At 64.0% G+C, this 11,881-nt stretch carries 11 protein-coding genes; 8 read left to right on the top strand and 3 right to left on the bottom strand.

The annotated features are described in order from the left end of the window. Position 1: 1 nt before the first annotated feature. From pqqF to ACK56M_RS02220, 7 genes are all read left to right on the top strand, one after another. Positions 2–2,302: a pyrroloquinoline quinone biosynthesis protein PqqF gene (gene pqqF, locus ACK56M_RS02250; RefSeq protein WP_411959241.1), complete on the top strand. Its 2,301-nt coding sequence runs from the start codon at positions 2–4 to the stop codon at positions 2,300–2,302. 158 nt (positions 2,303–2,460) lie between these two features. Next, on the top strand, positions 2,461–2,532 hold the full coding sequence (gene pqqA / locus ACK56M_RS02245) for a pyrroloquinoline quinone precursor peptide PqqA (RefSeq protein WP_003243383.1): 72 nt from the start codon (positions 2,461–2,463) through the stop codon (positions 2,530–2,532). 78 nt (positions 2,533–2,610) lie between these two features. Next, positions 2,611–3,522 carry a pyrroloquinoline quinone biosynthesis protein PqqB gene (pqqB, locus tag ACK56M_RS02240; RefSeq protein WP_253153046.1) on the top strand — a complete coding sequence of 304 codons (912 nt, stop codon included), beginning with the start codon at positions 2,611–2,613 and terminating at the stop codon, positions 3,520–3,522. Positions 3,523–3,678: 156 nt separating this feature from the next. After that, positions 3,679–4,434 carry a pyrroloquinoline-quinone synthase PqqC gene (pqqC, locus tag ACK56M_RS02235; protein ID WP_003255592.1) on the top strand — a complete coding sequence of 252 codons (756 nt, stop codon included), beginning with the start codon at positions 3,679–3,681 and terminating at the stop codon, positions 4,432–4,434. Beyond that, on the top strand, positions 4,431–4,706 hold the full coding sequence (pqqD, locus tag ACK56M_RS02230) for a pyrroloquinoline quinone biosynthesis peptide chaperone PqqD (protein ID WP_004375207.1): 276 nt from the start codon (positions 4,431–4,433) through the stop codon (positions 4,704–4,706). Before pqqC ends, pqqD begins: the two co-directional genes overlap by 4 nt. Next, positions 4,678–5,838: a pyrroloquinoline quinone biosynthesis protein PqqE gene (gene pqqE, locus ACK56M_RS02225; RefSeq protein ID WP_015268706.1), complete on the top strand. Its 1,161-nt coding sequence runs from the start codon at positions 4,678–4,680 to the stop codon at positions 5,836–5,838. The genes pqqD and pqqE overlap by 29 nt, the downstream gene beginning before the upstream one ends. Further along, complete coding sequence (locus ACK56M_RS02220; protein WP_411959240.1) at positions 5,804–7,627, top strand: prolyl oligopeptidase family serine peptidase; 1,824 nt, start codon at positions 5,804–5,806, stop codon at positions 7,625–7,627. The genes pqqE and ACK56M_RS02220 overlap by 35 nt, the downstream gene beginning before the upstream one ends. A 132-nt stretch (positions 7,628–7,759) precedes the next feature. Here the strand turns inward: ACK56M_RS02220 and ACK56M_RS02215 are convergent, their stop codons facing one another. Together ACK56M_RS02215 and ACK56M_RS02210 are read right to left on the bottom strand one after the other, a co-directional pair. Beyond that, complete coding sequence (locus tag ACK56M_RS02215) at positions 7,760–7,918, bottom strand: YqaE/Pmp3 family membrane protein (protein WP_009681539.1); 159 nt, start codon at positions 7,916–7,918, stop codon at positions 7,760–7,762. Positions 7,919–8,071: 153 nt separating this feature from the next. Next, on the bottom strand, positions 8,072–9,352 hold the full coding sequence (locus ACK56M_RS02210; RefSeq protein ID WP_015268704.1) for an aspartate aminotransferase family protein: 1,281 nt from the start codon (positions 9,350–9,352) through the stop codon (positions 8,072–8,074). A gap of 208 nt (positions 9,353–9,560) precedes the next feature. Between ACK56M_RS02210 and ACK56M_RS02205 the strand changes: the two genes are divergently transcribed. Next, on the top strand, positions 9,561–10,484 hold the full coding sequence (locus tag ACK56M_RS02205; protein ID WP_004375209.1) for a LysR family transcriptional regulator: 924 nt from the start codon (positions 9,561–9,563) through the stop codon (positions 10,482–10,484). 322 nt (positions 10,485–10,806) lie between these two features. Here the strand turns inward: ACK56M_RS02205 and ACK56M_RS02200 are convergent, their stop codons facing one another. Further along, complete coding sequence (locus tag ACK56M_RS02200; protein WP_411959049.1) at positions 10,807–11,778, bottom strand: IS110 family transposase; 972 nt, start codon at positions 11,776–11,778, stop codon at positions 10,807–10,809. Positions 11,779–11,881: the final 103 nt, after the last annotated feature.

Raw genomic sequence — 11,881 nt, 5'->3', positions numbered from 1 at the left:
CATGCCTGACGCCACCCGCCACCTCACCCTCGCCAACGGCCTGCAACTGACCCTGCGCCACGCCCCGCGCCTGAAGCGCTCGGCCGCGGCCCTGCGGGTGCACGCGGGTAGCCACGACGCGCCGACCAGATGGCCCGGCCTGGCCCACTTCCTGGAGCACCTGTTCTTCCTCGGCACCTCGCGCTTCCCTCTGGACGACGGCCTGATGCGCTACGTGCAGGCCCTCGGCGGCCAGGTCAATGCCAGCACTCGCGAACGCACCACCGACTTCTTCTTCGAGGTCCCGCCCAGCGCCCTGGCCGGGGGGCTGGAGCGCCTGTGCCAGATGTTGGCCGAGCCAGACCTGGGTATCGAGCGCCAACGCCGCGAACGCGAAGTAATCCATGCCGAGTTCATTGCCTGGTCGCGCAGCCCGCAGGCCCAGCAGCAGTTCGCCTTGCTGCAATCGGCAGCGCCCGGCCATCCATTGGGCGCTTTTCATGCCGGTAACCGGCACACCCTGGCCTTGCAGGATCCTGCCTTCCAGCAAGCGCTCGGTGGCTTTCACCAGCGCTTCTACCAAGGCGGCCAGGTCACCCTGAGCCTGTGCGGCCCGCAATCGCTGGATGAACTGGAATTACTGGGCCGGCAGCATGCCAAGCTGTTCGCTACAGGTGAACGGGTGCCACAAGCTCTGCCACCGCCTTTATCGGCGACCGACACGCACCTGCTGTTCAGCCACGAAAACCTGCCGGCAGGTGCCGAGCAGGCCCTTGAGTTGCTCATCGCCAGCCTCGGCGATAGCCGCCCGGGCACCTGGCTGGATGCACTTCGCCAGCGTGGCTGGCTGCAAGGCTTCAAGGCTGAGGCGCTGTATGCCTTCGCCGGGCAGTTGCTGTGGCACATTGATCTGAAGCTGAGCGAGGACGCCTGCCCAGAGGAAGCCAATGCCCTGTTGCAGGGCTGGTTCGGCTTCATCCGCCAGGCCGCCCCTGAGCAATTGAGTGCCGAATTCGAGCTGCTGCAGCAAAGCCGCGAACGCAGTGCCAGTGCGCTTGAGCTGGCCCGCCGGGACAGCGCCGGCCAGCCGTTCAGCGGTTTGGACACACAAGGCTTGCAGGCGCTCCGTGTCCTGCTGGAAGGCCTGCCGGGCCGCGAACATGGGCGCTGGCAACTGCCCGCTGTCGACACCTTGCTCCTGGCCGACTTGCCTGATGCCAGGCCGCACCCGCTGCCAGCGGCACTGAAAGTCAGCGACCAGCTGCCTGGTGCTCGTCAGTACGCGGCGCTGTACCTGCGCTGGCATGTCCCTTCGCCGTTGCGCCAGCGCCTGCATGCGCTGCTCGAGCGCGCCTTGCCCCCCCTGCAGGAGCGCTGCGAGCGCGTATCGGTGCAGCTGCAGTTCAGTACCGCTGGCGAATATTGGCAACTGCGCTGCGCCGGGCTGCCGGCAGCGGTATTGCGCACTGTGGAACAGGCCTTGGCACTGATGCTCAAGCCCCCGGCAGGAAGCTGGCTGCCGAGTTCGACGCAGCCTCCGGCACTGATCCCCATCCGTGCCCTGCTCAAGCAGCTACCCGACGCAGTTCTGGGCGCCGCGCCTGCACCTGCTCCGGCCTGCACCCTGGCACAGACGCATCTCGACAGCCTGTGGCAGCAAACACGCTGGCACGGCCTGGCTGCCGGCTTCGACGATGCCGCCCTGAACGCATTGGGCACCGTGCTGCAGCACTGCCCTGGCCAAGGCTCGGCGCCTGGCCCTCTGCCCGCCTGGGCCAAGCACCGTTGGCAACATGCCGAAGTACCCGGCAGTGAGCATGCCCTGCTGCTGTTCTGCCCACTGCCAGCGGCCATGGAAGCCGCTGGCCGCCTGCTCGCGCAGTTGCTGCAAGGGCCGGTTTACCAACGGCTACGGGTAGAACTGCAACTCGGCTATGCGGTGTTCAGTACCTTTCGTCAGGTCGAGGGGGTCGGCGGCCTGCTGTTCGGGGTCCAGTCGCCTCATGCTAGCCAGGTACAGATCCTCGACCACCTGCTCACCTTGCTGCGCCAGGGCGTTACCCTGGCCCCTGCCGCTGGTCAGGCCCTGGCCGCGCAATTCGATGAACCGGCGATGGGCAACGCCGAAGTCGCCGAATGGGCGTGGCAGACATTCCTGGCCACACAACCCGGCAGGCTGGATGCACTGCGCAGGTCTATCCTGAAAACGCGGCAGACGGATCTGGACCAGTTGCTGAACCACTTGCTCGATACAGATTCCACTTGGCTATGCCTTGCCAACGCAGCCGCACCAGATGCTTCCTGGCTGGGTTCAAACCCATGATTGTTACGAAAACCGCAACGGAGTTTTCGAATAATTAACCTTTCGGTACAAATTTTTCTTGTAAGATAGCGCAATCCCAGCCATGGGAACCTCCAGCCATTGGCGGTACCCAAGTAGTAGCTGACAAACCCACCCCCTCATCCGGAAGGAGTAATTCCATGTGGACCAAACCTGCATACACTGATCTGCGCATCGGCTTCGAAGTCACCATGTACTTCGCCAACCGCTAAGCCCGGCTTACGGTTCAACGCCTCGGCCTGCCGGGGCGTTTTCGTTTTTTCGCTACGGTTTCTGCAGAGAGAGTGGCCATGTACATCCAGGTTCTCGGTTCCGCCGCCGGCGGCGGGTTCCCCCAGTGGAACTGCAACTGCGTCAACTGCAAGGGCTTGCGTGACGGCACCTTGCGGGCCACGCCGCGCACCCAGTCCTCCATCGCCCTGTCCGACGATGGCGTGCACTGGGTGCTGTGCAATGCCTCGCCCGATATCCGCGCCCAGCTCCAGGCCTTTGCCCCGATGCAGCCGGCCCGTGCCCTGCGCGACACCGGCATCAACGCCATCATCCTGCTGGACAGCCAGATCGACCACACCACTGGCCTGCTCAGCCTGCGCGAAGGTTGCCCGCACCAGGTGTGGTGCACCGACATGGTTCATCAGGACCTGACCACGGGCTTTCCGCTGTTCAACATGCTCAGCCACTGGAACGGCGGCCTGCAGTGGAACCGCATCGAGCTGGAAGGCAGCTTCGTCATCAACGCCTGCCCCAACCTGCGCTTCACCCCGTTCCCCCTGCGCAGCGCCGCGCCGCCCTACTCGCCACACCGCTTCGACCCGCACCCGGGCGACAACCTTGGCCTGCTGGTCGAGGACACCCGCACCGGCGGCAAGCTGTTCTACGCCCCGGGCCTGGGCCAGGTGGACGACAAGCTGCTGACGATGATGCACGGCGCCGACTGCCTGCTGGTCGACGGCACCCTGTGGGAGGATGATGAAATGCAGCGCCGTGGCGTGGGCACCCGTACCGGCCGCGAGATGGGCCACCTGGCACAGAACGGCCCCGGCGGCATGCTGGAGGTGCTGGATGGCTTCCCGCGCCAGCGCAAGGTACTTATCCACATCAACAACACCAACCCGATTCTCGACGAAGACTCGCCCGAGCGTGCCGAAGTGCTGCGCCGGGGTGTGGAAGTGGCCTTCGATGGCATGAGTATCGAGTTGTAAAAAGGTCTGCGAGTTGACACAACCCCCTGTGGGAGCGGGCATGCCCGCGAAAAATCCAACACGGTGTATGGCACCGGCTTCGCCGGTGTTCGCGGGCACGCCCGCTCCCACAGGGGGCGAGGTGAGCCGAGACTCAGCTTTACAGGAGCCAGCCGAATGAGCGACGCACTGCCAATGTCCCCTGCCGAATTCGAGCAGGCCCTGCGCGCCAAGGGCGCCTACTATCACATTCATCACCCGTACCACGTGGCGATGTACCAGGGTCGCGCCACCCGCGAACAGATCCAGGGCTGGGTAGCCAACCGCTTCTACTACCAGGTCAACATCCCGATGAAGGATGCCGCGATCCTGGCCAACTGCCCGGACCGCGAAGTACGCCGCGAGTGGATCCAGCGCCTGCTCGACCACGATGGCGCGCCCGGCGAGGACGGTGGTATCGAAGCCTGGCTGCGCCTGGGCCAGGCCGTGGGCCTGGACCCGGACCAGCTGCGCTCCCAGGAGCTGGTACTGCCCGGTGTACGCTTTGCCGTGGACGCCTACGTCAACTTCGCCCGCCGGGCCAGTTGGCAGGAAGCGGCCAGCAGCTCGCTGACCGAGCTGTTCGCCCCGCAGATCCACCAGTCGCGCCTGGACAGCTGGCCGCAGCACTACCCGTGGATCGACCCGGCCGGCTACGAATACTTCCGCACCCGCCTGGGCCAGGCCCGGCGTGACGTGGAGCATGGCCTGGCGATTACCTTGCAGCACTACACCACCCGCGCGGGCCAGGAGCGTATGCTGGAGATACTGCAGTTCAAGCTGGATATTCTCTGGAGCATGCTCGACGCCATGAGCATGGCCTACGAGCTGAACCGCCCGCCCTATCATTCCGTCACCCAGGAACGGGTGTGGCACAAAGGGATCACCCTATGAGTTTCGACCGTAATCAAGTGCCAGCCTGGCGCCCCGGCTACCGCTTCCAGTACGAGCCGGCGCAAAAGGGCCATGTGCTGCTGTACCCCGAGGGCATGATCAAGCTCAACGACAGCGCGGCCCTGATCGGTGGCCTGATCGACGGCCAACGCGACGTTGCCGCGATCATCAGCGAACTCGAACAACAGTTCCCCGGTGTCCCGGAAGTGGCCGATGACATCGAGCAGTTCATGGAGGTGGCCCGTGCCGAACACTGGATCGTCCTCGCCTGAGTTACCGCCCACGCCCGCAGTCGGCCTGCCGCTGTGGCTGCTGGCCGAGCTGACCTACCGTTGCCCGCTGCAGTGCCCGTACTGCTCCAACCCACTGGACTTCGCAGCCCAGGGCCAGGAGCTGAGTACCGCACAGTGGTTCAAGGTGATGGCCGAAGCCCGGGAAATGGGTGCCGCGCAAATCGGTTTCTCCGGCGGAGAACCGCTGGTACGTCAGGACCTCGCCGAACTGATCGGCGAGGCCCGCCGGCTGGGCTACTACACCAACCTGATCACCTCGGGCATCGGCCTGACCGAGGCGCGCATCGCCGACTTCAAGAAGGCCGGCCTGGACCATATCCAGATCAGCTTCCAGGCCAGTGACGAGCAGGTCAACAATCTGCTGGCCGGCTCGAAGAAGGCCTTTGCGCAAAAGCTGGAAATGGCCCGTGCGGTGAAGGCCCATGGCTACCCGATGGTGCTCAACTTCGTCACCCACCGGCACAACATCGACAAGATCGACCGCATCATCGAGCTGTGCATCGCCCTGGAAGCCGACTTCGTCGAGCTTGCCACCTGCCAGTTCTACGGCTGGGCCCACCTCAACCGGCTGGGCCTGCTGCCAACCCGCGCGCAGCTGGAACGGGCCGAACGCATTACCAACGAGTATCGGGAAAAGCTCAAGGCCGAGGGCAACCCGTGCAAGCTGATCTTCGTCACACCGGACTACTACGAGGAGCGCCCCAAGGCCTGCATGAATGGCTGGGGCAGCCTGTTCCTCACCATCACCCCGGACGGCACCGCCCTGCCCTGCCACGGCGCGCGCCAGCTGCCGGTGCAGTTCCCCAACGTGCGCGACCACGACCTGCACCACATCTGGTACGACTCGTTCGGCTTCAACCGCTTCCGTGGCTATGAGTGGATGCCCGAACCCTGCCGTTCCTGCGACGAGAAGGAAAAGGACTTCGGCGGCTGCCGCTGCCAGGCCTTCATGCTCACCGGCGATGCCAGCAACGCCGACCCGGTGTGCGCCAAGTCGGCCGACCACGGCATCATCCTCAAGGCCCGCGAGGAGGCGGAAAGCGCCCAGCTCACCATTGAACAGATGACCTTCCGCAATGAACGAAACTCCCGTGTCATCGTCCGCGGCTGAGTTCAGCGCGGCCCAGGCTGTTGCGGCCGGCACCGACTTCGCCGAACTCAAGGTCAGCGCTGCGGGGCTGTTCTGGAACGAGTTTCGCCCGGCCGATGGTGCCTGTCGCATCTGGCACTGGCAGCACCAGCAGGCCCGCTGCCTGACCCCCGATGGCTTCAGTGTGCGTAGCCGGGTTTACGAATACGGCGGTGGCAGCTTTTGCCTGGGCGGCGATGGGCTGCTGTTCGTCAACGAAAAGGACCAGCAGGTCTATACCCAGGCCCTGGAAGGCGCAGCACCGCGCGCCATGACCGATGATGCCAGCTGCCGCTACGGCGATGTGCAGTGGCAGGACGGCCTGGTGCTGGCGGTCGAGGAGCAGCATGGCGAACGGGTCGAGCATCGCTTGGTCGCCCTGGGTGAACAAGCCCGCGAAGTGCTCGCCGAGGGGGCCGACTTCTATGCATCGCCTACGGTAAGTATCGACGGCCAGCGCCTGGCGTGGGTCGAATGGGACCGACCGGCACAACCCTGGACCGTCACCAGGCTGATGTGCCGCACACGTGATGCAAGTGGCCACTGGGGGCCCGCGCAATGTGTGGCCGGCGCTGACGAATCGCTGCAGCAGCCGCGCTTCGATAGCGAAGGCCGACTCTACTGCCTGTCTGACCGCAATGGCTTCTGGCAACCCTGGGGCGAGATCGATGGCTGCTGGCAGGCCCTGCCTGCCAAACCGGCGGACCACGCCGCAGCCCCCTGGCAACTGGGCGCCAGTACCTGGTTGGCGCTGGGGCCGCGAAGCTATCTGGCCAGCTGGTTCGAAGAGGGCTTCGGGCAACTGGGGCTGCGCACAGCCGATGGCCGCCTGGAGCGTTTCGCCAGCGCCTACACGCGCTTTCGCAGCCTGGCCATGGATGCCGAACACCTGTATGCCATTGCCGCCTCGCCGATCAGCCCGCCGGCGGTCATCGCCATCGCCCGCGACGACCACGAGGTCAGCGTATTGGCTGGTGGCACCGAAGTGCTGCCGGCAAGGCATATCAGCCTGCCGCAGTCGATCCACTACGGCAGTGACGGTCATCGCGCCCACGGTTTCTTCTACCCGGCAGCCCGGTCGCAAGGAGCCGCACCGCTGGTGGTGTTCATCCATGGCGGCCCGACCTCGGCCTGTTATCCCGTGCTCGACCCGCGAATCCAGTACTGGACCCAACGCGGCTTCGCCGTCGCCGACCTGAACTACCGGGGCAGCACCGGCTATGGCCGTGAATACCGCCAGGCCCTGCACCTGCGCTGGGGCGAAAGCGATGTGGCCGATGCTTGCGCGGCGGTGGATTACCTGGCCGGACGTGGGCTGATCGACAGCCGCAAGGCGTTCATCCGCGGCGGTAGTGCGGGCGGCTACACCACCCTATGCGCCCTGGCGTTCCATGATGTGTTCCGAGCCGGTGCCAGCCTGTACGGGGTCAGCGACCCGGTTGCCCTGGGCCGGGCCACCCACAAGTTCGAAGGGGACTACCTGGACTGGCTGATTGGCGACCCGCTGCAGGATGCCGAGCGCTATCGCCAGCGTACGCCGCTGCTGCATGCGGGGCAGATCAAGGTACCGGTGATTTTCTTCCAGGGCGAACTGGATGCGGTGGTGGTGCCGGAGCAGACGCGGTCGATGCTGGCGGCACTGCAGGCTAACGGGATCGAGGCTGAAGGGCACTTCTACGCGGGGGAGCGGCACGGGTTCCGCAAGGCGGAAAACCTGGCGCATGCGCTGGAAGAAGAATGGAAATTCTATTGCCGGGTGTTGGGGGGCTGAGATTCTGGGGCCGCTTTGCGGCCCATCGCGACACAAGGCCGCTCCTACAGGGATCGCACAAGCCCGAATGTGGCGCTGTACCTGTAGGAGCGGCCTTGTGTCGCGATGGGCTGCAAAGCAGCCCCAAAAATCTCAGCGCTTGGCGATGATATACACCGCATGCACGATCCCCGGAATGTACCCCAGCAAGGTAAGCAAGATGTTCAGCCAGAACGCCCCGCCAAACCCCACCTGCAGGAAAACGCCCAGCGGCGGCAGGATGATGGCGATGATGATGCGTATAAAGTCCATGCGAGTCTCTCCTGAAGGGGTTACATCAGAGACTAGCCGCCCGCCACAGAGGTTCAACAGGCAAAAAAAAACGCCCCGGGCCGAATGAAACAGGCCAAGGGCGATGCGCAGGAACGCCAGACGGTTCGTAGAATTCTCGATGTCACCAGGCCGCTAGGCTGGCATTTCGCGGCGGGCCTGCTGCTGGGCATGCAGGCGGGCAAAGGCACGGGCAAGGCGCAGCAGCATTTCGTCGATGTTGCCCTTGCTCACGGTCAGCGCTGGCGAAAAACGCACCACATCCGCCTGCGGTGCGTTGAGCAACAGGCCTTCGTGCAAGGCAGCCGCCACCAGCTGGCGGGCCAGGTTTTCTTTCATCTGCAGGGCCCACAGCAGGCCTTGCCCGCGCACTTCGCCCTGGCCATAGCGCCCGGCCAGCCGGCTCAGGCCTTCACGCAGGTGGCGGCCGTTGTCCCGCACCTGGGTGAAGAAGCCAGGCTCCAGCACGGTATCCAGCACGGCCAGGCCGGCAGCGCACATCAGCGCGTTGCCATGGTGGCTGCCTTCCAGTTCGCCAGGCTCGGCGCAGCACGCCGTGCCCCGGGCCAGCAAGGCCGCCAGCGGCACGCCACCGCCCAAACCCTTGCCCAGCGTGATGATATCGGCGCGCACGCCGTAGGTTTCCTCGGCCAGCAGCGCGCCACAGCGGCCAATGCCGGTCTGCACCTCGTCGAGGATCAGCAGGATGCCCAGTTCGCGGCACAGCGTTTCCACACCCTTGAGGTATTCCTGCGTGGCCGGGATGACACCCGCCTCACCTTGGATCGGCTCGAGCATGATCGCCACGGTGCGCGAGTCCACCTCGGCGTGCAGCGCCGCCAAGTCGTTGAATGGCACCTTGCTGAAGCCAGGCAGGCCCGGTTCGCAGCGGTTGCAGGGCAGCGGGTCGGACGCTGACAACGCGCCCAGGCTGCGGCCATGGCAGGCCTGGGTGGCGGTGATGATGTGATAGGCGCCGTTGCGGTGCAGCTGGCCCCACTTGCGCGCCAGCTTGATCGCGCCTTCGCAGGCTTCGGCACCGCTGTTGAGCAGGTAGGCCTGGTCGCTGCCGGTGCTCTGGCACAGGCGGTTGACCAGCCCCAGCAGGCCACGGCTGTGGAAGCCCGAGCCCGGGTTGATCAACGCCTGGGCCTGGCTGCCCAGCGCCTTCGCCAGCACACTGGGGCTGTGGCCCAGGCTGTTGACTGCACCACCCTGGGTGAAGTCCAGGTAGGCATGCCCTTCGTTGTCCCACAACCAGGAGCCCTGGCCACGCACGAATACCTGCGCTGCGCGTTCGGTGCTGGGCATCAGGCGCTCACGCGACAGCTGCGGCGCTTCCGGCGCGATCACCGGCGCACGCTTGGGCTCGGCGACGGCGGCAGGGGCCGGGCGGCGCAGGTTGAACAGGTTCATCAGGGCTCCAACCAATCACGACAGGGGCGGTCACGGTGCGGCTTGGGTGCGGCACTCGATATTTTGCCTTGCCTATCAAAAGTGTTTTTCATCCGGGGTAACAATCGATCGATTCATCGCTGTAACCCGTTGGAATACGGCGATAGACTAGGCCTCGCGAGGGGTTTCGACCATTTCGTTTTTCCAGCATTTTCGATAAGTATCACTTATGGATTTCCGCCAACTGCGTTATTTCGTCGCGGTGTATGAAGAAGGCCACGTGGGCCGCGCCGCCGAGCGCCTGTCGCTGTCCCAGCCAGCGCTTTCCCAGCAGATACGCCAGCTGGAGCACAGCCTCGACCTGAGCCTGTTCGAACGCAGCAACAAGCGCCTGCTGCCGACTCTGGCCGCCCACACCCTGTACAACCACGCCCTGCCGTTGCTCGACGGCCTGCAGCGCGCCCACGAGGCCATGCGCAACTTCAAGGGCCAGTCGCTGCGTACCTTGGCCATCGGCGTGCTGCAGACCGTGCGGCCGAGCCTGGTGCCGCAGCTGCTTGAACGCCTGCGCAGGGCACAGCCGCACCTGGTGGTGCAGATCTACGAATTGTCAGGGCTGGAGATCGAACGGCGCTTGCTCAATGGCAGCCTGGACATCGGTATCAGTTACCTGCCGCCACGCCAGCCGGGGCTGCATGGTCTGCTGCTCTATGAAGATGAACTGCAACTGGTCATCCCCGCTACCCACCCGCTAAAGGACTTCAAGAAGGTGTCCATTCGCCAGGCCGCCGAGCTGCCCATGCTGATGCTGGGCGAGGAATTCCAGATCCGCCAGATCTGGCAGGCGCAACTGGCCAGCCAGGGGCGTCGGCCGCAGGTGCAGGCAGAGATGAACAACATGGCGGGGATTCTCGACAGCCTGGCCCATACTGCGCTGGCCACCATCCTGCCGGGGCGGGCCAAGGAGGCCGCCGAGGATGACCAGGGGCTGCTGTGGAAGCCATTGAGCGAGCCACGGGTACCGCTGAAGGTTGGCTTGGTGTTCCGCGATGCCCAACGCCAGCAGGCATCTGTGGAGCTGCTGCGCACGCTGCTGGAGGAAGAGACGGACGCCCGCCTGTTGGGTGCATCACCGCTGGATGTGCTGGGCTGAAAAACACGCGCACAAAGAAAACCCCGCCGAAGCGGGGTTTTCCAGACTGTTTCCCTGTGACATCCGTATCGCCCCGCCATCCTGGCAGGTGTCCTTCGTCGTCATCCTTGATCTGTCCTTTGCGCTTCCTGCGCAACGTCCATGTGGTAAAGAATAACCGTGGATCCAATCTGAGAACAGTGGTGAAAAGTCACCACGTTGTGTAGGAAAAGGCTTACACGACAGGGGCCGCTTTGCGGCCCATCGCGACACAAGGCCGCTCCTACAGGGGAACGCATAGCCATTCAAGCTTGCGCGGTACCTGTAGATACCGTCTTGACCCTCACCCTGCAAGAGGGATTTTGGGGTCAAACGGTATCCCCGACTTCACCACCCCATAAACCAGGTGCAGCAGCTTGCGCATCGCCGCGCAAACGATCTGTTTATAGGCTTTGTGTCGGCTGTTCAACCGCTCTGCCAGTGCCTTCACGACAGGGTTGTACCTGATCGAGACAGTGCCTGACATCCACAAGCCCGCCCGCAGCCTTGAGGCGCCTGTACGCGAGATAGTGCTCTGACCTATGAACTCTCCCGATTGCTGCACTACCGGGTTCAGGCCTGAGAACGCGACGATCGCAGAAGAGCTTTGGTATTTCAGTGGATCGCCCAGTTCGGCGAGCAGCAACGTAGCAGTGGTGTCACCCAAACCATCTATCGAAGTAATCAGATCACGTCGCTTGCGCAGGTCTGGATCATCATCGATCGTCTGTTCGATGGCCTTCCTGGTCTTTTCCAGTTCTTCGGTGATGTGCCCGATGACGTCTTGAATCGACTGCTGCACCGCATCCTGTGCGACATCCAAACGATTCTGCTCCATCTGGCGCATTTCCTTGAGGTCGTCCAGTCGCCGCACCAGAGCACGCAAACGGCGCTGTGCAGGTGGCTCCGGCTCCCACTGGCGAAGCGAGGCCGCCTTCTGCTGGCCATAAGCAGCAATGACTTTGGCGTCAGCTTTATCGGTTTTGACGCGCCGAAGCTCCACGTCAGCGAATTTCGCGATCACCGCCGGGTTCAGAATACACACCCGATAACCTTGGTTGTGACAGTGCTCGGCTAACGCTTCGTGATAGGTGCCTGTGGCCTCCATAACGATCCAGGCGCCTGGTTCGGCATGGCGCTCAAGCCAATCGCTGAACTGCTTGAACCCTCCAGGATCATTGGACAGCTTGGCTTTGGTGCGCGTCTTGCCGTTGGGAAGTGGGGTGGCAATGTCGAAAGATTTTTTGGCGACATCAACGCCAACAAAGGCGGACATGATCTTCTCCTTCAAACTACGAAAGTCGATCACCCTACACTCAGTTCAACCTTGTTAATGCGTGCTCACGCCGGGGGCGGGCACTAGATACCGTTCGAACTCG

This window comes from Pseudomonas sp. s4 (assembly GCF_046764235.1).
GTDB classification, from domain to species: Bacteria; Pseudomonadota; Gammaproteobacteria; order Pseudomonadales; family Pseudomonadaceae; genus Aquipseudomonas; species Aquipseudomonas asiatica.
This window is presented reverse-complemented; position numbering and strand designations above follow the sequence as displayed.